At 54.4% G+C, this 23,943-nt stretch carries 21 protein-coding genes; 9 read left to right on the top strand and 12 right to left on the bottom strand.

Annotated features, from left to right (window positions below; genetic code table 11):
- Window positions 1-222 precede the first annotated feature (222 nt).
- Both Q3V30_RS02485 and Q3V30_RS02480 read left to right on the top strand, forming a co-directional pair.
- Window positions 223-5,754: a glutamate synthase-related protein gene (locus Q3V30_RS02485; RefSeq protein ID WP_306210151.1), complete on the top strand. Its 5,532-nt coding sequence runs from the start codon at window positions 223-225 to the stop codon at window positions 5,752-5,754.
- 54 nt (window positions 5,755-5,808) lie between these two features.
- A complete protein-coding gene (locus tag Q3V30_RS02480) occupies window positions 5,809-7,563 on the top strand; it encodes a sulfite reductase subunit alpha (RefSeq protein WP_306210148.1) in 1,755 nt (584 codons plus the stop codon).
- A gap of 72 nt (window positions 7,564-7,635) precedes the next feature.
- Here Q3V30_RS02480 and sspB read toward each other — a convergent pair whose 3' ends face one another.
- The 5 genes from sspB to zapE all read right to left on the bottom strand — a co-directional run bounded on the left by sspB (window position 7,636) and on the right by zapE (window position 11,313).
- The gene (gene sspB, locus Q3V30_RS02475; RefSeq protein WP_306210146.1) at window positions 7,636-8,136 is read right to left on the bottom strand and encodes a ClpXP protease specificity-enhancing factor; all 501 of its coding nucleotides are present in this window, start codon (window positions 8,134-8,136) and stop codon (window positions 7,636-7,638) included.
- A 5-nt stretch (window positions 8,137-8,141) separates the two neighbouring features.
- Window positions 8,142-8,783 (bottom strand): stringent starvation protein SspA, encoded by a 642-nt coding sequence (gene sspA / locus Q3V30_RS02470; protein WP_306210144.1) that lies wholly within the window; start codon window positions 8,781-8,783, stop codon window positions 8,142-8,144.
- Window positions 8,784-9,103: 320 nt separating this feature from the next.
- Complete coding sequence (gene rpsI, locus Q3V30_RS02465; protein ID WP_306210142.1) at window positions 9,104-9,496, bottom strand: 30S ribosomal protein S9; 393 nt, start codon at window positions 9,494-9,496, stop codon at window positions 9,104-9,106.
- Between the two features lie 15 nt (window positions 9,497-9,511).
- A complete protein-coding gene (rplM, locus tag Q3V30_RS02460) occupies window positions 9,512-9,940 on the bottom strand; it encodes a 50S ribosomal protein L13 (RefSeq protein WP_306210140.1) in 429 nt (142 codons plus the stop codon).
- A 245-nt stretch (window positions 9,941-10,185) separates the two neighbouring features.
- Window positions 10,186-11,313 carry a cell division protein ZapE gene (zapE, locus tag Q3V30_RS02455; protein WP_306210138.1) on the bottom strand — a complete coding sequence of 376 codons (1,128 nt, stop codon included), beginning with the start codon at window positions 11,311-11,313 and terminating at the stop codon, window positions 10,186-10,188.
- Between the two features lie 187 nt (window positions 11,314-11,500).
- Between zapE and zapG the strand changes: the two genes are divergently transcribed.
- From zapG to degS, 3 genes are all read left to right on the top strand, one after another.
- On the top strand, window positions 11,501-11,902 hold the full coding sequence (gene zapG / locus Q3V30_RS02450) for a Z-ring associated protein ZapG (RefSeq protein WP_306210136.1): 402 nt from the start codon (window positions 11,501-11,503) through the stop codon (window positions 11,900-11,902).
- Window positions 11,903-11,999: 97 nt separating this feature from the next.
- On the top strand, window positions 12,000-13,370 hold the full coding sequence (degQ, locus tag Q3V30_RS02445; protein WP_306210134.1) for a serine endoprotease DegQ: 1,371 nt from the start codon (window positions 12,000-12,002) through the stop codon (window positions 13,368-13,370).
- 76 nt (window positions 13,371-13,446) lie between these two features.
- On the top strand, window positions 13,447-14,505 hold the full coding sequence (gene degS, locus Q3V30_RS02440; RefSeq protein ID WP_306210132.1) for an outer membrane-stress sensor serine endopeptidase DegS: 1,059 nt from the start codon (window positions 13,447-13,449) through the stop codon (window positions 14,503-14,505).
- Window positions 14,506-14,549: 44 nt separating this feature from the next.
- Here degS and mdh read toward each other — a convergent pair whose 3' ends face one another.
- Window positions 14,550-15,485 (bottom strand): malate dehydrogenase, encoded by a 936-nt coding sequence (gene mdh, locus Q3V30_RS02435; protein ID WP_306210130.1) that lies wholly within the window; start codon window positions 15,483-15,485, stop codon window positions 14,550-14,552.
- A gap of 434 nt (window positions 15,486-15,919) precedes the next feature.
- Between mdh and argR the strand changes: the two genes are divergently transcribed.
- Entirely contained in the window at window positions 15,920-16,390 is a 471-nt protein-coding gene (argR, locus tag Q3V30_RS02430; protein ID WP_306210128.1) for a transcriptional regulator ArgR, read from the top strand.
- 84 nt (window positions 16,391-16,474) lie between these two features.
- Here the strand turns inward: argR and Q3V30_RS02425 are convergent, their stop codons facing one another.
- Window positions 16,475-16,597 carry a hypothetical protein gene (locus Q3V30_RS02425; RefSeq protein WP_306210126.1) on the bottom strand — a complete coding sequence of 41 codons (123 nt, stop codon included), beginning with the start codon at window positions 16,595-16,597 and terminating at the stop codon, window positions 16,475-16,477.
- A gap of 282 nt (window positions 16,598-16,879) precedes the next feature.
- Between Q3V30_RS02425 and yhcN (Q3V30_RS02420) the strand changes: the two genes are divergently transcribed.
- On the top strand, window positions 16,880-17,143 hold the full coding sequence (yhcN, locus tag Q3V30_RS02420; protein ID WP_306210124.1) for a peroxide/acid stress response protein YhcN: 264 nt from the start codon (window positions 16,880-16,882) through the stop codon (window positions 17,141-17,143).
- A gap of 108 nt (window positions 17,144-17,251) precedes the next feature.
- Window positions 17,252-17,521, top strand: coding sequence for a peroxide/acid stress response protein YhcN (gene yhcN / locus Q3V30_RS02415; protein WP_306210122.1), 270 nt, complete (start codon window positions 17,252-17,254; stop codon window positions 17,519-17,521).
- Between the two features lie 134 nt (window positions 17,522-17,655).
- On the opposite strand, the gene Q3V30_RS02410 is transcribed toward yhcN (Q3V30_RS02415), so the two are convergent.
- The 5 genes from Q3V30_RS02410 to aaeX form a co-directional block, all read right to left on the bottom strand.
- Complete coding sequence (locus Q3V30_RS02410) at window positions 17,656-17,925, bottom strand: barstar family protein (protein WP_306210120.1); 270 nt, start codon at window positions 17,923-17,925, stop codon at window positions 17,656-17,658.
- 51 nt (window positions 17,926-17,976) lie between these two features.
- Window positions 17,977-19,431 carry an NAD-dependent succinate-semialdehyde dehydrogenase gene (locus Q3V30_RS02405; protein ID WP_306210118.1) on the bottom strand — a complete coding sequence of 485 codons (1,455 nt, stop codon included), beginning with the start codon at window positions 19,429-19,431 and terminating at the stop codon, window positions 17,977-17,979.
- 113 nt (window positions 19,432-19,544) lie between these two features.
- A complete protein-coding gene (aaeB, locus tag Q3V30_RS02400) occupies window positions 19,545-21,503 on the bottom strand; it encodes a p-hydroxybenzoic acid efflux pump subunit AaeB (protein ID WP_306210116.1) in 1,959 nt (652 codons plus the stop codon).
- Between the two features lie 14 nt (window positions 21,504-21,517).
- Window positions 21,518-22,450 (bottom strand): p-hydroxybenzoic acid efflux pump subunit AaeA, encoded by a 933-nt coding sequence (gene aaeA, locus Q3V30_RS02395; RefSeq protein WP_306210114.1) that lies wholly within the window; start codon window positions 22,448-22,450, stop codon window positions 21,518-21,520.
- Window positions 22,451-22,457: 7 nt separating this feature from the next.
- The gene (aaeX, locus tag Q3V30_RS02390; RefSeq protein ID WP_034890367.1) at window positions 22,458-22,661 is read right to left on the bottom strand and encodes a p-hydroxybenzoic acid efflux pump operon protein AaeX; all 204 of its coding nucleotides are present in this window, start codon (window positions 22,659-22,661) and stop codon (window positions 22,458-22,460) included.
- Window positions 22,662-22,931: 270 nt separating this feature from the next.
- On the opposite strand from aaeX, the gene aaeR reads away from it, so the two are divergent.
- Window positions 22,932-23,849 (top strand): HTH-type transcriptional activator AaeR, encoded by a 918-nt coding sequence (aaeR, locus tag Q3V30_RS02385; protein WP_306210111.1) that lies wholly within the window; start codon window positions 22,932-22,934, stop codon window positions 23,847-23,849.
- Window positions 23,850-23,943: the final 94 nt, after the last annotated feature.

Genomic DNA, 23,943 nt, shown 5'->3' with positions numbered 1-23,943 from the left:
AGAAGACTCCCTCGTGATGCAAGTTATCTCCATATCAAGAGACCCGGAAATGTAAGAGCAGCTCCCCTTCAAGGACAGAATAAAAAGTCTGGAGGAGTGCTCGGGGTAACGGCGTCCGCGTTTAGCGGTCAGGAAAATGATACAGAGCCTGGCACACCACCAGAAGCTTACTGTGATTGAAACTCTATAGGTAATGTCAAAAAGAAGTTGAGGAGGCCCCCGATGTCCAACACAAAACCTTTTCCCTATGGCTTGTACGACCCGACCAAAGGCAGCGACAGCTGTGGCGTAGGTTTTATCACGCGTAAGGACGGCGAGCAGACTCATGAGATACTTCAGATGGCACATAGTGCCCTGTGTACGGTACCTCATCGCGGGGGTATGTCGGCGGAAGGCGTGGGTGATGGCGCTGGCGTCAACGTGGACCTCTCTTTGCACTTCTTCCGTAAAATTACTGGCCAGCCGCTGGAGTCAGGACGTTTTGGCGTGGGCAACTTCTTTGTGCCTAAAGATGTTGAGCTGCGCGCCAACGCCGAGCGTCTGGTGGAAGAGACCTTAGCCGCTTACGGTTTAGCGCTGTTGCTGAAACGCGATCTGCCGCTGGATGGCAGCGTGCTACGCCCTGCCGCCCTCCCGTTCCAGCTGCCGATCGTGCAATGGGTGTTTGCTGCCCCGCAGGATGTGCAAAATCAAAACGACTTCGAAAAACGCATCTACCGCGCCCTGCTGGATATTGAAGCACGTGCTTTTACCGAAAGCCAGTTTGGCGGCCTCTACCCCCTTTCGCTCTCTTCGCGCACGCAGGTTCTGAAAGCTCGCCTGAACTCCAATGAAGTGATCCCTTACTTCAAAGATCTGACCGATGCGGATCATCAGGTGCGCGGGCTGTTCTTCCATACCCGTTTCTCTACCAATACCGATCCGCACACCACTATGGCCCAGCCGTTCCGGCTGATGGCGCATAACGGTGAACTGAATACCGATCGTAAAAACCGCATTGCAGAATCTGCGCTGGCGCTGGCGCGCGGTAAAAATATCGTGCGCCCTAAAGGGCAGTCCGACAGCTCACGTCTGGATCAGAGCATCCACAGCCGCCTGATGGAGGACAATCTCGATCTGATTAACGCCGTTGTCTCCATGATGCCGCCAGCGTGGGAAAACGATCCCTCTTTGTCCACCGAAGTCCGCGCCATGCTGGAGTACTTCTCTTTATATGAAGAGAAGAATGATGGCCCTGCTGCGCTGATCTTCGGCAATGGTGAAATCATTGGCGCGCGTCTGGACCGACTGGGCCTGCGTCCTCTGCGCTCCGTAGAGACCGCTGAGTATATTGGCGCCATGTCAGAAGCGGGCCAGATCGCCTTCCCACCGGAAAGCGTGTTGCGCCGTGGCCGTATCGAAGCGGGCGGCATGCTCTATTACGATCACAGCGAAAAACGCAGCTACACCACGCTCGAAGCGCTGGAAAAGCTGGCGACAGAGAAAGATTACCCGGCGCTGCTGGCGCAGTCTCGCGTGACGCTGCAGGATCTTCCGGTGATCCCGGCAGAGCAGCAGGGATCCCCGCTGCGCTACAGCGGCGATCTGAAAACGTATCAGCGTTTCGTGGCGTACTACTATAACCAGGAAAGCTTCAAGTTCATGATGGACCCGATGCTGAATACAGGCGCTGAGAAAATTTCGGCAATGGGTTATGGCAACGCCATCAACGGTTTGTCCGATCATGAAGGCGGCATGGCGCACTACTTCTCTCAGCGCTTTGCTCAGGTAACGAACCCACCCTTAGACTCTATCCGTGAAGTTGACGGCATGACGCTGCGGGTCGCGCTGGGCGCTAAACCGCATTTGGGCAGAAGCAAAGGCCGTCAGATCATTGTGCCTACGCCAATCCTGACTCACCTGGATATGCTGCAGCTGCGTGAACAGAGCGTGGCGCCTTATGCTCGCTTTGACATGCTCTATACACCGGTGACAGGAACCGAACCGCAAAACCGCCTCGACAATGCGAATGCGCTGGAAAAAGCGATTGACGATCTTGCGCAGCAGGTGGTGGACTTTGCCCGTGAGCAGGGCGGTATCGCCGTCCTGACTGACCGCCATATCTCCTCTACCCGCGCCGCTATTCCTATGCTGCTGGTGGTCTCTGCTATCAACCAGCGCCTGGTGCAGGAAGGGTTACGCCTCGATGTCTCTCTGGTTGTCGAAAGCGGCCAGAGCATCTCCTCACACCACATTGCAGCAGCGCTGGGCTTTGGTGCGTCGGCAATCTATCCGCTGGGCGTGCAGATGCGGGCCGAAGAGAAATTTGGTGAGGGTGAGGAAGGCAATAAAGCCTTTAAACGCTATGCCAAAGCTGCGGAAAAAGCGCTGATGAAAACCATGGGCAAAGTGGGCCTGTGTACCGTAGAAAGCTACAGCTGTGGCGAATTCTTCGAGCCGAACTTCCTGAATACTGAAGATCGCGTGTTGAAGAAATATTTCCCGAATATCAAAACGCCGGTAGGCGGCGCAGGCTTTGCCACTATCGCGCAGATGGCCGTGGACTGGCATCAGAGCTCGCTGAAGATCCAGGGTGAAGCTGAAGTGCCGTTACTGGGCCTGTTTAAAGAGCGCGCAGAAGGTGCGGGCCACTCTTACGGCACCATTGCCGTACGAACCTTTATCGACATGACAGAGCAGCCTGTCCGCTTTGCTGACAAGCCACGCGATGAAGATCAGTTTATCCGTCTGCTGACGCTGGCCAAGCTGGATAATGCATTTAACATCAAGCCTGACTCCTTTGCGGACAGCAGCTTTGAGCGCATCCCGAACGACGTGATTGATAACTTTACCATTACGCCGGACTACCGTGAATTCTCCAGCCTGATGAATCAGGAGCGTAAACGTCGCCCGGCGGCGCTGCGCGATATCCTGGCGTTTCCTGCCGATCTGACCCATGTGGACAGCCAGGCAGAATTCGCCCGTAAGCTGGGCCGCTATTCGCTTACCAACAATGGGTTTGCTACCCGTGGACTGGTGTGTGAAGCGATGGAAGGTCGTGAAGGCTACTTTACCCTGCGTCTGACCGACACCATCGTTGGCCTGAAGCCGGAAAAAGAGCGTCTGGCGGCACTCTTCAGCGCGCTGAAAACCCGTTTCACCGACGAAATCGGCGACAGTGAAATCGTCACCGGCGCACTGCACCTGGCCGCAACAGGTAAAGCGGCGGAATATCTGTCACGCATCTTTACCTCCGCCCCCTCTCTGCCGCTGAATGAGATCCAGCCAGCCAGCGAGATCACCCGTACCTTTGCCTCTGGCGCGATGAGCCACGGCGCACTGGTTGCACCGGCTCACGAAGCGGTAGCGCACGGAACAAATATGGTTGGCGGCATGAGCAACTGTGGCGAAGGCGGCGAGCACTACTCGCGCCACGGCACCATTCGTGCGTCCCGTATCAAACAGCTCGCCTCCGGTCGTTTCGGCGTCTGGGCCGCTTATCTGGCCGACCCGATGCTGGAAGAGCTGGAGATTAAAATTGGTCAGGGCGCGAAACCGGGTGAAGGCGGCCAGCTCCCTTCCGCGAAAGTCACGGTTGAAATCGCCGCGGCTCGTGGCGGTACGCCTGGCGTGGAGCTGGTCTCCCCGCCTCCGCACCATGACACCTATTCCATCGAGGATTTGGCTCAGCTGATCCACGACTGTAAAGCGGCCCGCGTGCGCGTTATCGTGAAGCTGGTCTCTTCTGAAGGAATAGGCACCATCGCCGTTGGCGTAGCGAAAGCGGGCGCCGATGTAATTAACGTTGCAGGCAATACCGGCGGCACCGGTGCGGCTTCCGTCACCAGCCTGAAATACACTGGCCGCGTTGCCGAGATTGGTATCGCGGAAGTTCATCAGGCGCTCTGTGCGAATGGGCTGCGTGAAAAAGTGCTGCTGCGCTGCTCAGGCGCTCAGCAAACCGGCAGCGACGTGGTGAAATCAGCCCTGCTGGGCGGAGACAGCTTCGAATTCGGCACCACTGCGCTGATGATGCTGAAGTGCGTGATGGCGAAAAACTGTAACGTGAAGTGCCCGGCCGGCCTGACCACCAACGCCGAAGCCTTTGATGGCGATCCGCGTCAGCTGGCGCAGTACTTTATCAACGTGGCGCACGACGTGCGTGAGATCCTGGCACGCCTGGGCTTACGCTCGCTGCGTGAAGCGCGCGGTCGCTCCGATTTGCTGCACCTGATGGATCACCCGCTGGAAGTCGGTAAGCTCGATTTCCGCGCCATGCTGACCGTGGTGCCTGAGCTGAAAATCGCCCATCCGGTATATCTGGAAAAAGATTTTGAACTGGATAGTCGCTGGTTAGAGCAGTTGAAACTGGAGCTGGTCGATCAGGGTAAAACAGCTATTCAGTTCGGCAACAATATTGTTCTGAACAACCGCAACAAGAGCGTGGGCGGTCAGTTGGCGATTGATATCGAACGTCTGCTGAACCATGAATTGAAAAAAGAACAGCTGGCGAACATCCCGGCTGCGCTGCTGGACGATCGCGGGCGTCACTACCTTGCGCCTGCCACGGTGAACATTACTACCTCAGGATCCGCAGGTCAGTCCTACGGCGTCTTCTGCAACGACGGTATGCAGATGAAGCACACCGGTACCTGCAACGACGGCGTAGGCAAAGGACAGTGTGGTGGCGAAATTGTGGTGACCTCACCCGGCGGCGGCTCTCAGGATGCTGAAGGCAACGTGCTGATTGGTAACTTCGCCCTGTTTGGCGCCACCGGTGGCCGTCTGTTTGTGCAGGGCCAGGCGGGTGACCGCTTTGCGGTGCGTAACTCCGGCGCCACCGCGGTTGTGGAAGGCGTAGGCGATTTCTGCTGTGAATATATGACCAACGGCGCCATCCTTAACCTGGGCACATACGGTACCGGCTTCGGCAACGGCATGAGCGGCGGTTTCGCATACCAGTACGACCCGTACGGCACACTGGCCGCTTCGGCCGCCGGAGATTCGGTGCTGTTTGGCTCCATTGCTGACGACAACGAAATGGCGCGCGTGCACAAAGAGGCGGTGCTGGCGATGCTGAACTGGCATCTGGAAGCGACCCAGTCACCTCGTGCGGCCTGGCTGCTTGAGCACTGGGAAACCGAGTGCCACCACTTTGTCTACGTGATGCCGCGTTCGCTGCTGCTCTATCAGGAGAGCACGGAAATTCTGAAAGCGAAGAGCCGCAAGGATCTGCTGGAAGAGCTTTCCACTGCACTGGCAGGCCATCAGGTGACAAAGTTCAAGACGGCGTGGCGCTTGAAAAAATCTATCGCTAACGGTGCGGTCCCCGCTTATGGCGCAACGGACACGCAAGAGATGTTTGTGTTGCTCAACAACTACACCGTTCTCAGCTTCGCTCAGCAACTGGCGCTCTCTCGCCTGCCGAAAGGCACGCCGGTAGAGGATGCTGCGGTAGAGAAAGCGGTTCGTAATCTGTTGATGACAGAGGACTTCTCGCTGATCGCTAAACTGCAGCGTCATGCACGCTCGGCGATTGAAAATTACAGTGATGATGAGCTGGCCTGCCTGATAGCAGCGAAGCGCATGGCCGACTACAAAGCGGCCCTGACGCAGCGAAACATTCGTTCAATGGACAGCCTGGCCACCTACGGCTGGATCATCTATCAGGATGCGCGGAACAGAGAAGTGCTGGGCGGGCTGCCTGATTTTGAAGAGCTGTTTGCGCGGGCTGCTCTGCCAGAGATCGCTGCTGCCGTCGGGAAATTATCCTGACGGTTTACCCACTTTGACTGAATATGACGAAACGGGATTGAGTACAGAAAACCGATGAAAATTCCTTACATTCCTGAAGATGCGCCTTTTAATGGCGACCAGAAATACTGGCTGGCGGGGTTTCTCGCCGGGCTGCACTCGCGCCTGCTGGTGCTGGAAGACAATAAACAGGTTGCCGGAACCACCGCGGCGGCCACGACTCAGCTGCATATTCTGTTTGGCTCTCAGACCGGGAATGCAGAAGCCTTAGCGCAGAGTGCCGCCAAAGCTGCCCGCGCGCAGGGCCTGGTGCCTGTGGTGCAGGGCCTGGGTGAAGTGGATATTGAAGTCTTTGCTACCATGCGTCACGTGCTGATTATCACCTCCACCTATGGTGAAGGCGAAATGCCTGACAATGCGCAGCTCTTCTGGCAGGCCATTTCTGCCAGCACCGCGCCTCGTCTGGAGCAGATGCACTTCGCCGTGCTGGCCATTGGTGATACCGGCTATGATGGCTTCTGCCAGGCAGGCAAATTCATCGACATGCGGCTGGAGCAGCTGGGCGCAAAACGCGTCAGCGATCGTATTGACTGCGATATCGATTATGAAGAGCCATCCAATCAGTGGATCGCCACCTCAATGCCGCAGTTTGCCGCCAGTGCGGGCAGCAGCGGCACGGCGCTGGAAAACTTACCGGAAGCGCCGGTTATCCCTGGCAGCAACAAGCAGAATCCTTATGCCGCCGCGCTGATTACCAACAAGCGCCTGTCGGGAGCTAACTCCGGCAAAGATATTCGCCACTTTGAATTCGATTTAACGGACAGTGGCCTGAAGTATGAAGCGGGCGATGCGCTGGGGGTGATCCCGGTCAACGATCCGTCGCTGGTCTCCTTACTGCTGACGCAGCTGAACTCAGACTATGAGACGCCGGTTTCCGGTTTCGACAGAAGTCTGGGCGACCTGCTGACCTATCAGTTCGAGATTTCTGAGCCTTCCCGCAAGCTGATTGAGTGGGTGGGTCAGAACACCACCAATCAGGAACTGCGGCACGTTCTGCAGCATGATGATAAAGAAGCGCTGGGCGTCTGGCTGTGGGGCAAAGACACGCTGGATCTGCTGCAGCTTGAGCTGACGCGTTCGCTGAGCATTCCTGAGTTCGTAGCCCTGCTGCGTCCGCTGCAGCACCGTGCTTACTCCATCTCCTCCAGTTCGAAAGCGCATCCAAATCAGGTGCATCTGACTATCGCTACGCTGCGTTATCAGAGCACGGGTCGCGCGCGCAGCGGCGTCTGCTCTTCCTACCTGGCCGAGCGCGTGGGACGGGGTGAAAAGCCTGCTATCTTTATTTCGCCAAATAAAGCCTTCCGTGTGCCAGCCAACGGCGAAGCGCCGCTGATCATGGTGGGCCCCGGCACCGGGATCGCCCCCTTCCGCGCCTTCCTGCAGGAGCGCCAGACCGTTGGAGCCACCGGTAAAAACTGGCTGTTCTTTGGCGACCAGCATCAGGAGCATGACTTTATCTATCAGGATGAGCTGCTGGCCTGGCAGGAGAGCGGCCTGTTGACCCATCTGGATCTCGCCTTTTCCCGCGATCAGTCCAGCAAAATCTACGTGCAGAACCGCATGATGGAAAAGGGTGCAGCGCTGTTTGCCTGGCTTGAACAGGGTGGCTACTTCTACGTTTGCGGCGACGCTTCACGCATGGCAAAAGATGTGGATAAAGCACTCTATCAGGTGATTATGCAGTTTGGCGGCATGTCCGCTGAGCGGGCGGCTGACTATGTTGACCAGCTGAAGAAAGAGAAGCGCTATCTGCGCGACGTTTATTAATCTCGCGCTGGCTGACGGTAAGAGCAGGTCAGCCAGTCAGAGACAAAAAAAACGGGCCGAAAGGCCCGTTTTTTATTTCACGACGCGTAATGCCGGCCGGCCGCCGCGCGGAGGCGGTTCGTCGTCCGGATTATCTTCATCGTTCTGCACGCTGTCATCCGGGCGGTCGCCATCAATCACGGACATAACCGTTTCCGGCGTGCCGTTCTGCTCAGCGTCCGGGTTATACTCCCCGGCCTCTTCATAGACTGGCTCAGGCTCAAACATCGTGCCTGCGCCGTTTTCACGTGCGTAAATCGCCATTACTGCCGCCAGCGGAACCGTTACCTGACGAGGTACGCCACCAAAACGGGCGTTGAAAGTGACCTCATCATTGCCCAGCTCCAGGTTGCCCACGGCACGCGGCGCAATGTTCAGTACAATCTGACCGTCACGGGCATATTCCAGTGGCACCATCACGCCTGGCAGATTGATATCAACTACCAGATGCGGGGTGAGCTGGTTATCCAGCAGCCAGTCATAGAACGCCCGAAGCAGATAGGGGCGACGAGCGGTAAGTTGCGACATTTCCATCGTAATCAGCCCCGCGTTTGCAGGCGCATTTCACGTTCCGCTTCCGTCAGGGAAGCCAGGAAGGAATCACGCTCAAAGACACGTGTCATATAGCCTTTCAGCTCTTTGGAACCCGCACCAATCAGCTCAATGCCCATCTGCGGCAGACGCCACAGCAGCGGCGCCAGGTAGCAGTCCACCAGGCTGAACTCTTCGCTCATAAAGAACGGCGTGCGGGCAAACAGTGGTGCGATCGCCAGCAGCTCTTCGCGCAGCTGCTTACGCGCCGCTTCCGCTTCCTGCGCGGTGCCGTTTTCAACCTTACGCATCAGGCTGTACCAGTCCTGCTCCACACGGTGCATCATCAGACGGCTTTCACCACGGGCGACCGGGTAAACCGGCATCAGCGGCGGGTGTGGGAAACGCTCATCAAGGTATTCCATGATGATGCGGGATTCGTACAGCGTCAGCTCGCGATCCACCAGAGTGGGCACGGTGCGATACGGGTTGAGGTCAATCAGATCCTGGGGCAGGCTATCCATTTCTACCTGCTCGATCTCTACGCTGACACCCTTTTCCGCCAGGACAATACGAACCTGATGGCTAAAAATGTCAGTCGGACCAGAAAACAGCGTCATTACCGAACGTTTGTTGGCAGCGACAGCCATGTAAACCTCCAAGTTTATCCAGAAAATTACTGCGCAAGCCCGCCAGGTGGCGACTAACCTGCTTAATAGATTGCCATTAGCATGATGTGAAGCCGAACCAGCATCCACTCAGGATTTCATGCATCAATGCCCTGCTAATGGGCGCAAAGTGACACACAGTTTACCAGATTTTAGACAGCTTGTGGGGGCGGGAACGTCGATTTGACGGGAAAAGGGTAAAGCCCGTCGCGTTTTCAACCATTTTTGCTGATGACGGAAAAGAAAAAACCCGGTGCAGGCACCGGGTTTTCCGATAATTTTTTCTGCCGAAGCAGAGCAAATTAACGTTTGGAGAACTGAGGACGACGACGTGCTTTACGCAGGCCGACTTTCTTACGTTCAACCTTACGAGCATCACGAGTTACGAAGCCTGCTTTACGCAGTTCGGAACGCAGTGATTCGTCATACTCCATCAGAGCGCGTGTGATACCGTGACGGATCGCACCAGCCTGACCAGAGATACCACCACCTTTAACGGTGATGTAGAGATCGAATTTACCGACCATGTCCAGCAGTTCCAGCGGCTGACGAACTACCATGCGGGCAGTTTCGCGACCGAAGTACTGTTCTAATGAACGCTGGTTGATAACGATGTTACCGCTACCCGGCTTGATAAAGACGCGTGCGGAAGAGCTTTTGCGGCGACCAGTGCCGTAGTTTTGATTCTCAGCCATTGCCTGTAATCCCGATTAAATGTCAAGAACTTGCGGTTGCTGCGCCGCATGGTTGTGCTCGTTGCCCGCGTAAACTTTCAGTTTACGGTACATAGCACGGCCCAGCGGGCCCTTTGGCAACATGCCTTTAACCGCGATTTCAATCACACGCTCAGGACGGCGAGCAATCATCTCTTCGAAGGTCGCTTGCTTGATACCACCGATGTGGCCGGTGTGATGGTAATAAACCTTATCGGTACGCTTGTTACCGGTTACGGCAACTTTTTCGGCGTTAAGAACGATAATGTAATCACCGGTATCTACGTGCGGAGTATATTCCGCTTTGTGCTTACCGCGCAGGCGACGAGCCAGTTCAGTCGCTAAACGACCTAAGGTTTTGCCTGTTGCGTCAACAACAAACCAGTCACGTTGGACCGATTCTGGCTTAGCTGTAAAAGTTTTCATCTAAAAGCTTACCCAAATTAAGTTACACGTTGGTGAAATCCCAAACGCTTGAATAAACGGTTGAGGCTCACACGACCATCTTGACCAGCAAGCCCACCCCTTCGGATAGAGTTACTGGAACACAAAGAGTTTTGGGAAAAAAACCTTTGTTGTAACGTGGGGTCGCAAGATTATAGAGAAGTCGCCCGTAAAGCGCGACTCTTTTTTCATAATAATTGCGTCCCCCCGCCCCGCCCTGGCTTGCCTCAGGGCAAATGCTTCAGACGGAGGTACTCTTCGCTTTGCATCTCCTGTAAACGAGAGACGCAGCGTTGGTATTCGAACTTCAGCCTGCTGCCCTGATAGATCTCATAGAGCGAGGCTTCGGCGGAGACCACCAGCTTAACATGCCGCTCGTAGAACTCATCCACCAATGCCAGAAATCGTCTGGCCTGGTCTTCTGTTTTGTAGATCATGACCGGCACGTTATAGAGCAGCACGCTGTGAAAACGGCGCGAAAGCTCAATGTAGTCGTGCTGGCTACGCCCCTCTCCGCAGAGCGTCAGGAAATCCATCGCCACCACCCCTTCTGCCATGCCCTGGGTGGCGAGAGAACGGTGATTGATCTCCAGCACCGGCTTCTCTCCTCTCGCCTGCCCGGCCAGCGCAATAAACATACGGTCCATCTCTTTATCCGTCGTTTCATTCAGCGGCGATATCCAGAGGTGAGCAGAGGTCAACGTCCGCAGGCGGTAATCAATACCGGCATCAACGTTCATGACGTCGCAATGTTGCTTAATCATCTCAATGGCGGGCAGAAAGCGGGCACGCTGCAGGCCATTGCGGTAAAGATCGTCTGGCGGAATATTGGAGGTGGCGACCAGCGTAATGCCTCTGGCGAACAGCGCCTCCATCAACGTCCCCAACAGCATTGCATCGGTAATGTCAGAGACAAAAAATTCGTCAAAGCAGAGCAGGTCAGTTTCACTCTTGAAACGATCGGCAACGATCTGCAACGGATCGCTCTGGCCCTGTAATTCGGTCAGCTCCTGATGGACGCGCAACATAAATCGGTGGAAATGCAAACGCTGCTTGCGCTCACCAGGAATAGACTGAAAAAAGAGATCCATCAGCCAGGTTTTTCCTCGCCCCACTCCGCCCCACATATAGAGCCCGCGAACCGGCGCCGGAGAACCCGTTTGTCCCTTACCCAACAGCTTATTCAGCTTGCCAAATAGTCCCTTTCCAGCGGGTGCAGGGTGCGGCTCAACCTGAGTCAGGGCCTGAAAAATCCCGTCCAGACGGGTCATTGCTTCACGTTGAACATCGTCAGGCTGAAATTCACCTTTATCCAGCGCCTGCTGGTACAGCGTCAAAGGAGAGAGCGTTTGCATAATTTAGTCACATTTCCTGAAAAATTCGGTGCGCCAGGTGTTTGATTGTCGAAAAAAAGGCCGCTCTACACTAAGCGATGCAGCCTCAGGATTCCACTTCCATCAGATTAGCGGTTATAGTGGCAGGTAGTGAACTGGCGTTGGCCAGTAGCCCTTACGGAACAACGAAGACAACACGGGAGTTATTATGACCTGGGAATACGCGCTTATTGGGTTGGTAGTGGGATTAATCATCGGCGCGGTGGCAATGCGTTTCGGTAACAGGAAGCTGCGCGAGCAGCGAAGCATGCAATATGAGCTGGAAAAAACCAAAGCGGAGCTTTCCGATTACCGTGAAGAGCTGACCAGCCACTTTGCACAGAGCGCTGAGCTGCTGGATAACATGGCGCGGGATTACCGCCAGCTTTATCAGCACATGGCGAAAGGATCGAACGATCTGCTGCCTAACCTTCCGGGTGAAAAGAACCCGTTTGCTTATCAGTTAACGGAATCTGAAGCGGATAACGATCAGGTTCCTGTCCAGATGCCGCGCGACTATCCCGACAGCGCATCAGGATTACTTCGCGGCGACCGTGCTGCGCAGAAATAATCAGGTTATAAGGGCGCAGCGCGCCCTTTTTAATTCTTTTTATCCAGCAATTGAGTTTCCAACTTCCCCTTTAACCGGTAGCGAGAGCGTCGTAACGATGAAGAAAAAATCCTTACTTTTAAGCGCAGTGGCATTGAGCGTTGGTTTGAATCTGGCCCTTGCTCCACAAGCTTTTGCTACGCTGCCTGCGCAGGTGGAAGGGCAGCCGCTGCCAAGCCTGGCGCCGATGCTGGAGAAAGTGCTGCCGGCAGTGGTCAGCGTGCATGTGGAAGGGACGCAGACGCAATCGCAGGAGATCCCGGAGCCGTTAAAACGCTTCTTCGGTCAGGGCGGCGCGCAGGGTGATACTCAGCCTCAGCCGTTTGAGGGGCTGGCCTCCGGCGTGGTGATCAATGCCGAAAAAGGCTACGTGCTGACCAACAATCATGTGGTGAATGGCGCCGATAAGATCAGCGTGCAGCTGAGCGACGGACGGGAATTTGACGCCAAACTGCTGGGGCACGATGAGCAGACCGATATTGCGCTGGTGCAAATCAGCGGCGCAAAAGGGCTGACGCAAATTAAAATTGCCGATTCCGACCAGCTGAAAGTGGGCGATTTTGCCGTTGCCATCGGCAACCCGTTTGGATTAGGGCAGACAGCGACTTCCGGGATTGTTTCCGCCTTAGGGCGCAGTGGGTTGAATCTGGAAGGGCTGGAAAACTTTATTCAGACCGATGCAGCCATTAACCGGGGAAATTCCGGCGGCGCGCTGGTGAATCTTAACGGTGAGCTGATTGGCCTGAATACCGCCATTCTCTCCTCTGCCGGCGGCAATATCGGCATCGGCTTTGCCATCCCGAGCAACATGGCGATGAACCTGGCGCAGCAGCTGATTGAGTTTGGCGAGGTTAAACGCGGCCAGCTGGGCATCAAGGGCACCGAGATGACCGGTGAGATGGCGAAAGCCTTCAACGTAGACGTTCAGCGTGGCGCCTTCGTCAACGAAGTGTTGCCAGGCTCTGCCGCAGCTAAAGCAGGCATTAAATCTGGCGATATCATTACCACGCTGGATGATAAGGCAGTAGAGAGTTTTGCTGCGCTGCGCGTAAAAATTGGCACCACCGCGCCAGGTAAAGATGTGAAGGTTGGCCTGCTTCGCGAGGGCAAACCCATGACGGTGACCGTTAAGCTGGATACGAGTAGCCAGACCACCGTCAGCGCCGAGCAGATGACACCAGCTCTTCAGGGCGCGACGTTAAGCGACGGCGCGGCAAAAGATGGTACCAAAGGTGTCATTATCGATGCTGTTGGGAAATCTACCCCAGCCGAGCAGTTCGGCTTGCAGAAAGGCGACGTCATCGTCGGGCTCAACCGGGCCAAAGTGGAGAATCTGGCAGAGCTGCGTAAATTGCTGGAGGCCAAGCCTTCCCTGCTGGCGCTGAATGTGATCCGCGGCGACGAGAACATCTACCTGCTTTTACGCTAAATCATGAAGCGGACACCTGCGTGTCCGCTTAACTCATGTTATCCTCCCGGAGTTGATTCACTCACCTTGTAAAGCCATGTTTCCTAAACTTTTGCGTTCAGTGCTTATTGGCCTGGTGGTCGCGGGTCTCTTGCTGGCTGCCCTGCCGGCGCTGAGGATCGGCAGTGACTTTTTCTCTCACAAAGATGACAGCGCCGATGAGACGCCTGTCAGCTATAACTCTGCCGTGAGAAGGGCCGCGCCAGCGGTGGTGAATGTCTATAACCGCAGCGCCAATGCCTCTGCAGATAACCTGGAGATCCGTACGCTGGGCTCGGGGGTAATCATGGATGGTCGGGGCTATATCCTGACCAACAAACATGTGATTAACGATGCCGATCAGATCATCGTTGCGCTGCAGGATGGCCGTATTTTCGAAGCGATGCTGGTGGGTTCAGACAGCCTGACCGATCTGGCAGTGCTGAAAATAACCGCCTCTGCTCTTCCCGTTATCCCGATCAACCCAAAACGCATTGCCCACATCGGCGATCTGGTGATGGCTATCGGCAACCCCTACAACATTGGCCAGACCGTGACGCAGGGGATAATCAGTGCCACCGGCCGCGTAGGCTTAAGCCCTTCACGCTACCAGAACTTCCTGCAGACCGATGCCTCTATCAACAAAGGCAACTCCGGCGGCGCACTGATCAACTCGCTGGGTGAGCTGATGGGAATCAATACGTTATCCTTTGATAAAAGCAACGATGGCGAAACGCCGGAGGGCATCGGCTTTGCCATCCCTACCGCGCTGGCGGCAAAAATTATGGATAAATTGATCCGCGATGGACGGGTTATTCGCGGCTTTATTGGTATCAGTGGCCGCGAAGTGCCTCAGATGCACGGGCAGAACAACGGTCTTGATCATATTCAGGGAATTGTAGTGACCAACGTAGCGCAGGGTGGACCAGCCGCTAAAGCAGGCCTGCAGGTCAATGACGTGATTACCAGCGTAAACCATAAACCTGCAATTTCCGCGCTTGAAACCATGGATCAGGTCGCTGAAATCCGGCCCGGTACGGTGATTAACATGGATATCATTCGCAACGATCGGAAAATGACGCTGCCAATCACGGTGCTGGAATATCCGGGGACTTAGGCAGGAAAATCACAGAGGGCCAGGGTAGTTGGCCCTCTGCTCAGTTATTTGACGAACTCTTCGCCCAGGGTAATATCTTTTTTCAGCGTATCAAGCATGCCGGTTAACGCCTGCTGTTCAAACGCGCTCAGCGTACCAATTGGCTTGCGCTCGGCAACCCCATTTTTGCCCAGCAGCAGCGGCTGCGAGAAGAAGCGGGCATGTTCGCCATCCCCTTCCACATAAGCGCACTCAACCACATTGCTTTCGCCGTTCAGCGCCCGCACCAGTGAAAGACCAAATTTCGCGGCCGCCTGTCCCATCGACAAGGTGGCAGAGCCTCCACCAGCTTTCGCTTCCACGACTTCCGTTCCCGCATTCTGAATGCGTTTGGTCAGGTCAGCCACTTCCTGTTCGGTAAAGCTGACGCCCGGGATCTGAGAGAGCAGAGGCAGAATGGTAACGCCGGAGTGACCGCCTACAACAGGAACGTTAAGCTCGGCAGGGTTTTTGCCTTTCAGTTCAGCCACAAACGTGTTGGAGCGGATGATGTCCAGCGTGGTGACGCCAAACAGCTTGTTCTTATCGTAAACGCCCGCTTTTTTCAGCACTTCGGCAGCAATAGCCACCGTGGTATTGACCGGGTTGGTAATCACGCCAATTAAGGCTTCAGGACAGGTGCTGGCAACCTGTTCAATCAGATTACGCACAATGCCAGCATTGACGTTGAACAAGTCGGAACGATCCATACCCGGTTTACGGGCAACACCGGCGGAGATCAGCACCACATCGGCGCCTTTAAGCGCCGGAGTGGCATCTTCGCCGCTGAATCCTTTGATGGTGACGGCGGTAGGGATGTGGCTCAAGTCAACCGCAACGCCAGGCGTAACGGGAGCGATGTCATACAGAGAAAGGTCTGAACCCGCCGGAAGCTGGGTTTTAAGCAGAAGCGCGAGAGCCTGGCCAATACCGCCGGCTGCGCCGAGAACTGCAACTTTCATCCTGAACTCCTTATAAGTGTACGAAATGTGCCGTGAATCCATCTGGTTAAGAATAGACGACCCGTAAGGTCAAACGCGAATGCTTCACTAAAGTTTCGGGCGCTATGCCTGAAAACGCTGAGGCGAGTGAGATTGACCGCATTACCGGAAACGCTATTCGTAGCCGTCTGCAGACAACATGTTTCGGCGTTACATTACACCCTTAGCGCTCATCAGAACAACATCATTTTAATAACAATTCGTTTACTTTTCGATCAAGAATAGCGCGCTATAACGCATTTTTTTCATCAGCAATATTTGGTAAACTGCCGCTCCGCCTGACGCACCTGCCAATTAAAAAGCTTATACATTGCATAATAATTCATATAATTGCATAATAATGTAATATCCCTCTTGGGCTTTCCCTTATACACACCGACTTTTAGCGGACACTTATGCGTAATCCATCAAAACAAGAAGATCTTATCAAAGCCTTCAAAGCGCTGTTAAAGCAGGAGAAGTTCAGCTCCCAGGGCGAGATTGTGGCCGCACTGCAGGAAGAGGGTTTTGACAATATTAATCAGTCAAAAGTGTCGCGTATGTTGACTAAGTTTGGCGCGGTACGCACCCGTAATGCCAAAATGGAGATGGTTTATTGTCTGCCCGCCGAACTGGGCGTGCCGACTACCACCAGTCCGCTAAAGAATCTGGTGCTGGATATCGACTATAACGATGCGCTAATAGTTATTCATACCAGCCCGGGCGCGGCTCAGCTCATCGCCCGCATGCTCGACTCACTGGGTAAACCAGAGGGTATTCTCGGTACCATCGCCGGAGATGACACTATTTTTATTACCCCTGCGCGTACCGTAACGGTTAAGAAGCTGATTGAAACAATCCTGATTCTCTTTGAGCAGGAGTTTTAAGAGACGCCAGTCAGGCGCGCTACGCTAACGCTCCTCACTTCGCTCTCTCAAAAGCCGGCTATTGTCGGCTTTTTGCTGGCGTCTTTACTCCAGTCCCAACCTCAGCTCCCTCTCCCTCTCCCTCTCCCTCTCCCTCTCCCTCTCCCTCTCCCTCTCCCTCTCCCTCTCCAGCATGATGAACTGCCATAACGGCGCAGAAACAGCCATAAAAACTGGATACTCCCGTCTCACGGTGTGATCCACCACAAATTAGCGCACAAATGGCTAAATTAACCTATCTCTATGTTTTTACATGTATTTAACAATCCATGCGCGAATTATAAGCATTTTTTATAACTTAAGGTTATTAAAAAGCGCGAATGGAGGAAAGGATCACAACAAAAGATTATTAGCATGCTATTAATTTTTTAGGTGATTAGATCTATACTTCTTTTCGTGATGAGAATCACATTAAACAGAAAGATAAAAACAGACTGCGAGGAATAAACCATGAACATTAAAACCAGTATTGCCACATTAAGCCTTCTTTCCGCCCTGTCGTTTGGTGCTTTTGCAGCTGAATCTGTCAACGCGGATCAGGCGCAAAATCTGCAATCTGTAGGTACCATTTCTGTAAGCGGCGTCGCAGGTGCGCCCATGGATATTAAGCAGAAACTGAGTGATAAAGCGGATGCGCAGGGTGCGAACGCTTACCGTGTTGTAGAGGCTTACAACAACGGTAATTACCATGCGACTGCTGAACTGTACAAATAGACGAATCAGTTATAAACCTGTTTTAACCTGACACTACGGTAACCCCAAGAATAATAAACGCTTTACAGCCCTTTCGGTTACCGCTCAACCCTATGTGGAGCATGAATCATGAAAACTAAAATCGCTATCGCTGTACTCAGTCTGGCTTCCGTTCTCTCTTTCGGTGCCAGCGCCGCTAACCTTGTGACTGACCAGCAGGCTGCTGAGCAAAATCTGCAGTCAATGGGCACCGTAAGCGTAAGCGGGATTGATGGAGCCCCAACCGATATCCGTCAGGCGCTTTCCCAGAAAGCTGAACAGCAGGGTGCCAGCCATTACCGTGTGATTGAGGCCTATAACAACGGCAACTACCACGCTACGGCTGAGCTGTATAAATAAGCGCTATTTTGCGGGCATGTCGTCGAAGCCTGCCTGCAGCCGGCATTGTTTACACCCTATCCAAAGCATTCCTCGTCAGTATGACGAACCCTTTGGCCCCGTTTGTCGGGGCCTTTTTTACCCTGCCACTGCTTTCATCGAACGTTGAAGCGGAGCTGCCCCTCCAGCTCCTCTTCAGCTTCTTCAAATAGCAGGATCAGCGCCCCATATCGCCTTTTCTGACCTTTTCCCAGATGAATAAAAGTTATCTCCAGCGGCAAAGGGAGCACGCTTGCTTTCACCGCCTCCCATAAACCGTCTAAATCCGTTACGGTCAAATCGGCAAGAGCAAAACGTTCGCTGAACTGGCGGAAAAAATGCGCCTGATCGACTATTTCATCAAAATCAAATGTCTCTGTTCTCATGTTGGCCGCTCCGCGAGGCAGACATCTGGGCGGTGTTATCCGCCCGTTGAGTTACAGTCCCCCTATATGCAGGGCTTTGACTTCCAGATACTCCTCCATGCCCAAAACCGAGCCTTCACGTCCCAGTCCGGACTCTTTAACGCCACCGAAGGGCGCCAGCTCAGTGGATACGGCACACTCATTAATGCCAATCATGCCGCTTTCCAGCGCGGCTGAAACGCGGAACACGCGCTGCAGATCCTGCGTATAGAAATAGGCTGCCAGACCAAACTCCGTTTCATTGGCGCGACGAATCACCTCCTCTTCATCATCAAAACGGAAACAGGCCGCTACGGGGCCAAAGGTTTCTTCTCTGGAGAGTTTCATCTTCTCGTTAGCTTCTGCAATCACCGTTGGCTGCCAGAAATTACCGCCCAGCGCATGGCGTGCTCCGCCGGTCACGATCCTGCCGCCATTGGCTACGGCATCGTTGACGTGCTCCTCCACTTTTTCCACGGCGGAAGCTTCAATCAGCGGCCCCACAATAACGCCCTCTTCCATCCCATTACCCACCTTGAGCTTGCTCACCTCTTCGGCCAGCTGGCTGACGAAACGATCGTAAACGCTGTTGTGGATAAAGAAGCGGTTTACGCTAACGCAAACCTGCCCAGCGTTGCGGAACTTATTGGCAATGGCACCTTTAACTGCCGCCTCTATATCTGCGTCTTCAAAAACGATATAGGGCGCATTGCCGCCCAGTTCCATCGACAATTTTTTCATTGTTTCTGCAGCGTTACGCATCAGCAGTTTGCCAACGGCAGTGGAACCGGTGAAAGAGATTTTTCTTACCGCTTTACTGGCCATAATGGCGTCGCTGATGGCGTGCGTGTCGCCCGCCACAGCGTTCAGTACCCCATCCGGCACCCCCGCTTTTTGCGCCAGCGCCAGCAATGCAAAGGCGGAGAGCGGCGTATTGTTGGCAGGTTTAATGATGCCGGTGCAGCCTGCGGCCAGCGCCGGCCCGAGCTTCCGGGTCAGCATCGCCATCGGGAAATTCCAGGGGGTTATTGCCGCAACCACCCCTACAGGCTCACGCGTAGCCAGAATGCGCGAGCCAGCTTTAGCCGGAGGGATGATTTCACCATTTGCGCGTTTAGCCTGTTCAGCAAACCACTGAATAAAGCTGGCTGCATACTCAACCTCGCCTTCAGCCTCTTTAACCGGCTTGCCCTGCTCAGCCGTCATCAGCTGGCCCAGCCAGCTTTTATTTTCAATCATCAGCTGATACCAGCGATAAAGGATCTCGCTGCGCTCTTTCGCCGTTTTTGCACGCCAGGCCGGGAAGGCTTTTTCCGCGGCATCAATGGCCTGCTCCGTTTCCGCTTTCCCCGCTTTTGCCACCTGCGCGATAACCTCGCCAGTTGCCGGATTAAGGACATCGAAGGTTGAAGTGCCGCGCAGCCACTGACCACCCGCAAAGTAGCCGGTCTGGAATAGCGCATTGTCCTGGAGCGTGGAGGTGCTCATGGTGTTCTCCTCAGTGAATGACCAACATAATAAAATTAAGTATAGATGGCACACGTTGAGGCGGGAGAGAGCAGAAAGGGAAAGCGCTGATACCGGACGGTATCAGCGTTGAATCAAATTTTGATCAGGGTGTTTTGGTATTTTTTCAGCATGAAAGCGAGCCTTTGTACCGGTTCGGTCACGCTTAGCGGTGCCTCGTAATAACGCAGCTTTTCCTGGTAGACCTCCAGTTCAGCCAACAACCGTTCAAAGTAATGCTGGCGTTTAGAGTCGGTACCGGAGGCAATCACCCGATCGGCGGTATGTCGCAGCTGTTTATGGTAAGCCGACAAGTCGCTGTTCACCGGGATATCTGCATCCCGCAGTCGCTGATGTCCGATGATCAACGTCAGGGCTATACGGTATTTATCGATGTCGCCGGGGAACATATTCAGCAGCATAAAGAGCTGTTGATAGAGCGCGGGAAGGTGGTTCTCACGACGGCGGGCCTGATTGGTGGTCATGGCAGAGACGGCGGCATACATAAAGCGGTTAAGCAGAATGCGCCCCGTACGCGCTTTAGAGGTGTCGCGGATCAGCAGGATCACCAGCAGCGCAAGGAAACAGCCAATCGCCTGACCGAGCGCATTATCCAGAAATGCACTGACGTTAAAGGTCATTGGATTATCCAGCGTGATGATATTGATTGTCCCCACCAGCGCACCCAGCGTGCCAATTTGCCGCCGCTGGATCAATATTCCGCCGATAAAAGCCATCACGCCAAGGGCAATGCACAGTAACAGCATACTTTGCTGAGTAGCCGGCATGATCACCATGTAATAGAGCGACCCCAACGGAATTGCCACTATCATGCCGTAGAGGAAATCTTTCGCCATCATCAGCGGATTAGGCATGCGCATCGCCAGCGCGGTGATTACCGCCAGCATCACCATCGCTCCGCTTCCGGAGGTCCAGCCGCTCCACAGCCAGAAGAGCGATCCCACGGAGGTAGCCACAAACGTACGGATGCCGTTAATCAACGCATGCCTGGTTTCGGCAGAACGCATTTTGACTACCGGTTCATCGTTCAGCACTTCCTGTTCAATACGGCTGATACTGCTGTTGGTATGGATCCCTTTCAGCAAAAGCAGATAACGCGTGGCGGCCACTACCCAGTTACGGATGGTCACCGGCGTGTTTTTGCTGCCGCTACGGGTGATCACCCGACGCATGATTTTCATGCGTTTGTGGATATCACCAATGTTCTCTACCGGCTTCTCAAAAAAGATATGGAACTGCGGGGGAACATACTCCTTACGGGAGTTCTGTATAAGAAAGGTTTCTGCAGCCTGGGTAATCAGCGTAAGCGAGAGAGTGTTCAGGGCGCGCATCCGCTCGTCAATCTTCTGCCAGCGACTGGACTCCATCATCAGATTGCCGCGCATGCCGTTCAGCGCGGAGGTGCGACGTACCAGCCCTGTCCAGAGCTTGTCCACCTCTTCCCGGTCACCGTGGGCGATGCAAAGCTGCATCAGCTTATACTGGTCTACCAGCAGCGCATCAATTTCCCGATCGATATCGTTTTTAATTGAACGGGGAGAAAACAGCATATCGGCCAGGATGGCGCAAACGATGCCGATAATGATCTCGCTGCAGCGCTCCACCGCAAACTGCGGAGCAAGAAGAACAGAGCCGTTGGCATCCACGCTGACCACGATAATCAGCGCGGTATAGCCCGCCAGCCCCAGCGCATAGGAGTTTTCAACCCGGATCAGTGAAGAGAGCCAGACGCAGAATCCCGCCCAGAGACAGCAAAGCAGCAGCATCAGAGCGGGGGCGCGAATGGTGGCTATCATGATGGTCAGCGCCGCAATACAGCCCAGGAAGGTGCCGATAATGCGTAGCATGCCACGGTGGCGGAGGGCGCCAGAAAAGGGATCGCCCCCGGCGGCAAACGCCGTCCCGCCTGCCACGATGCAGGCGGTCATCACCGCCCAGCGGGGTGTTTCCAGATTAAAGTGAAAGCCGATAAGCAGAGCCAGCAAAATAGCGAAGGTCAGCTTGATCGGGAACCGCAAACGGTGCCACTGCATAGATGCGCCCCTGGTTAGCCGAACTCACGCAGGCGATGCATCAGTTTCATCATCGGCGACATCTCTTCGGGTTTACGATCCTGCGCACCGGTCACCACCACAGTGGCTGTGGTACCCGATGGGTAGAGATTCCCCTGCTGCTGGTCCAGATGAATGCGTACCGGTACGCGCTGCGCCAGGCGCACCCATTCCAGGTTGGAGTCGATGGTAGCCATGCCTTTGCTGTCGATGGTGCTGCTGCTGTTCGTCACGCCTGCGGCAATACTGTCAACCGTGCCGTGCAGAACCCGGTTGCTGCCCAGCGGAGTGATTTCAACCCGATAGCCCGGGCGGACCCCCTCCAGCTTGGTTTCTTCCATATAGGCCAGCACATAGAAAGTGTGCTGCTGAACCAGCGCCACCGCCGTGGAGCCGCGGGTGATAAATTCTCCCCGGTAGACGTTCAGGTTGGTGACCCAGCCGTCGGAAGGCGCTTTTACCACGGTACGGGCGAGATCCAGCTTAGCCGTGTCGCGAGTGGCAACAGCTTTCGCCAGTTGATGTTCCGAAGTCTGGTAATCGTTATTAGACTGCTCAATGGCTTCACGGGACATGGCGGAAACGCCAAGCTGATTACGACGGCTTGCTTCACGCCGTTTCTCATTTACCAGCGTCTGGTAGTAAGCCACATCCGCTTCAGCTTCATCTAAAGCCTGCTGATAACGGGGCTGATCGACCACAAAAAGCACCTGGTCTTTTTTTACCAGTTGGTTATCACGAACGCGTACGTCGGAAATCAGCCCGCTGACGTCGGGCGCAATAGCCACAACATTAGCGGTAAATTTTGCATCACGCGTCCAGGGGGATTCGGTGTAGAACACCCACGCGCGGAAGATAACGATGACGGCGACGATCACCAGAATAATGGTGATGGCGTATCGGGCAATTTTAGTTGTTAGCGCTTTCACTAAGACCTCAGACAAACAATCGGGAAACCAGGTAGAACAGGCAGCAATAAAGCGCCGTATTAAACAGTGCAGGATGCCAGACCAGGTCATAGATCCCGGTAGGCGTCAGCAGGCGACGCACCAGCCAGAACAGCATCAGTGACACGATAATTTCAAAGAAGATGGGCGGAAACGAAAGCCCAAATATTACAATAACCGGAAGCACACTCATCTTTTTTCCTTGTCAGTACCTTGCCGGGCACGCGCCTTGCGACAGGCTCCCTTCCTGATAAGGGGGCACCGATCTACAGGTTGAAGGTAATTCATGACGGTAAACTGCCAGATCATCCTAACCGGCGCTCAATGAATCATAGCGTATCCATGAGCCAGCATAGTGACGAGTAGAGTTACAAGAGAGTAACCCGGCGATGCTATAGTAACGCGCCTGACTATACGTTTTCTACCTAATGTGATCTAAATCACTTTTAAGCCAGAGTTAATAATGGAAAGATTGAAAGGCATGTCGGTCTTTGCCCGGGTAGTGGAGCTGGGTTCCTTTACGGCCGCGGCACAGCGGCTGCAGATGAGCGTTTCCGCCGTCAGCCAGAGCGTGGCTAAACTGGAAGATGAACTTCAGGTGAAGCTGCTGAACCGGAGCACGCGCAGCCTTGGACTGACGGAAGCGGGAAAAATTTATTTTCAGGGTTGTCGGCGCATGATGCATGAGGCCCAGCAGGTTCATGAACAGCTGTATGCGTTCAATAACACCCCTGTTGGCGCGCTACGCATCGGCAGCTCCTCAACAATGGCGCAGAATGTGCTGGCGACGATGACGGCTGAAATGCTGAAAGAGTACCCCGGCCTGACGGTAAGCCTGGTGACCGGTAATCCTGCCCCTGACCTGATTGCTGACGGACTGGATCTGCTAATCCGCGTGGGCGCGCTTCAGGACTCCAGCCTCTTCTCACGCCGCCTGGGTTCGATGCCGATGGTAGTCTGCGCAGCGAAAAGCTACCTGACGCTGCACGGCACCCCGGATAATCCTGCTGATATCGGCAAGTTTTCCTGGCTGGAATACAGCATTCGTCCCGATAATGACTTTGACCTGATTTCGCCAGAAGGGGTCTCTATTCGCCTTTCCCCTCAGGGCCGTTTCGCCACCAATGATTCACAAACGCTGATCCGCTGGCTGGTTTCCGGTGCCGGGATCGCCTATCTCCCTCTGATGTGGGTGATAGAGGAGATCAATGCCGGGAAAGTGGACATTCTGTTTACCCATTACCATTCTGCTCCAAGACCGGTCTATGCCGTCTATACGCAGAAAGACAAACTGCCGCTGAAGGTGGAGGTCTGCATTAATTATCTGACGGAGTATTTCGATAAAGTGGCGGATATCTATCAGGAGTCACGGCAGGAGTAGCCGCAGCGAAAAAAAACGGAGCGCCAAAAGCGCTCCATTCACGGATTCCAGTCAGAGACAATCTGCCTCTTACAGAAACAATCGCCTTCACAGA

The sequence above is a fragment of the Erwinia pyri genome (assembly GCF_030758455.1).
Taxonomy (GTDB): Bacteria; Pseudomonadota; Gammaproteobacteria; order Enterobacterales; family Enterobacteriaceae; genus Erwinia; species Erwinia pyri.
The sequence above is the reverse complement of the archived record's forward strand: the minus strand, read 5'-3'. Positions and strand labels throughout refer to the sequence as shown.

Coding starts and splice junctions, on each gene's coding strand:
- Q3V30_RS02485 (WP_306210151.1), top strand. CDS start 223: ATGTCCAACACAAAACCTTTTCCCTATGGCTTGTACGACCCGACCAAA.
- Q3V30_RS02480 (WP_306210148.1), top strand. CDS start 5,809: ATGAAAATTCCTTACATTCCTGAAGATGCGCCTTTTAATGGCGACCAG.
- sspB (WP_306210146.1), bottom strand. CDS start 8,136: ATGGAAATGTCGCAACTTACCGCTCGTCGCCCCTATCTGCTTCGGGCG.
- sspA (WP_306210144.1), bottom strand. CDS start 8,783: ATGGCTGTCGCTGCCAACAAACGTTCGGTAATGACGCTGTTTTCTGGT.
- rpsI (WP_306210142.1), bottom strand. CDS start 9,496: ATGGCTGAGAATCAAAACTACGGCACTGGTCGCCGCAAAAGCTCTTCC.
- rplM (WP_306210140.1), bottom strand. CDS start 9,940: ATGAAAACTTTTACAGCTAAGCCAGAATCGGTCCAACGTGACTGGTTT.
- zapE (WP_306210138.1), bottom strand. CDS start 11,313: ATGCAAACGCTCTCTCCTTTGACGCTGTACCAGCAGGCGCTGGATAAA.
- zapG (WP_306210136.1), top strand. CDS start 11,501: ATGACCTGGGAATACGCGCTTATTGGGTTGGTAGTGGGATTAATCATC.
- degQ (WP_306210134.1), top strand. CDS start 12,000: ATGAAGAAAAAATCCTTACTTTTAAGCGCAGTGGCATTGAGCGTTGGT.
- degS (WP_306210132.1), top strand. CDS start 13,447: ATGTTTCCTAAACTTTTGCGTTCAGTGCTTATTGGCCTGGTGGTCGCG.
- mdh (WP_306210130.1), bottom strand. CDS start 15,485: ATGAAAGTTGCAGTTCTCGGCGCAGCCGGCGGTATTGGCCAGGCTCTC.
- argR (WP_306210128.1), top strand. CDS start 15,920: ATGCGTAATCCATCAAAACAAGAAGATCTTATCAAAGCCTTCAAAGCG.
- Q3V30_RS02425 (WP_306210126.1), bottom strand. CDS start 16,597: ATGGCTGTTTCTGCGCCGTTATGGCAGTTCATCATGCTGGAGAGGGAG.
- yhcN (WP_306210124.1), top strand. CDS start 16,880: ATGAACATTAAAACCAGTATTGCCACATTAAGCCTTCTTTCCGCCCTG.
- yhcN (WP_306210122.1), top strand. CDS start 17,252: ATGAAAACTAAAATCGCTATCGCTGTACTCAGTCTGGCTTCCGTTCTC.
- Q3V30_RS02410 (WP_306210120.1), bottom strand. CDS start 17,925: ATGAGAACAGAGACATTTGATTTTGATGAAATAGTCGATCAGGCGCAT.
- Q3V30_RS02405 (WP_306210118.1), bottom strand. CDS start 19,431: ATGAGCACCTCCACGCTCCAGGACAATGCGCTATTCCAGACCGGCTAC.
- aaeB (WP_306210116.1), bottom strand. CDS start 21,503: ATGCAGTGGCACCGTTTGCGGTTCCCGATCAAGCTGACCTTCGCTATT.
- aaeX (WP_034890367.1), bottom strand. CDS start 22,661: ATGAGTGTGCTTCCGGTTATTGTAATATTTGGGCTTTCGTTTCCGCCC.
- aaeR (WP_306210111.1), top strand. CDS start 22,932: ATGGAAAGATTGAAAGGCATGTCGGTCTTTGCCCGGGTAGTGGAGCTG.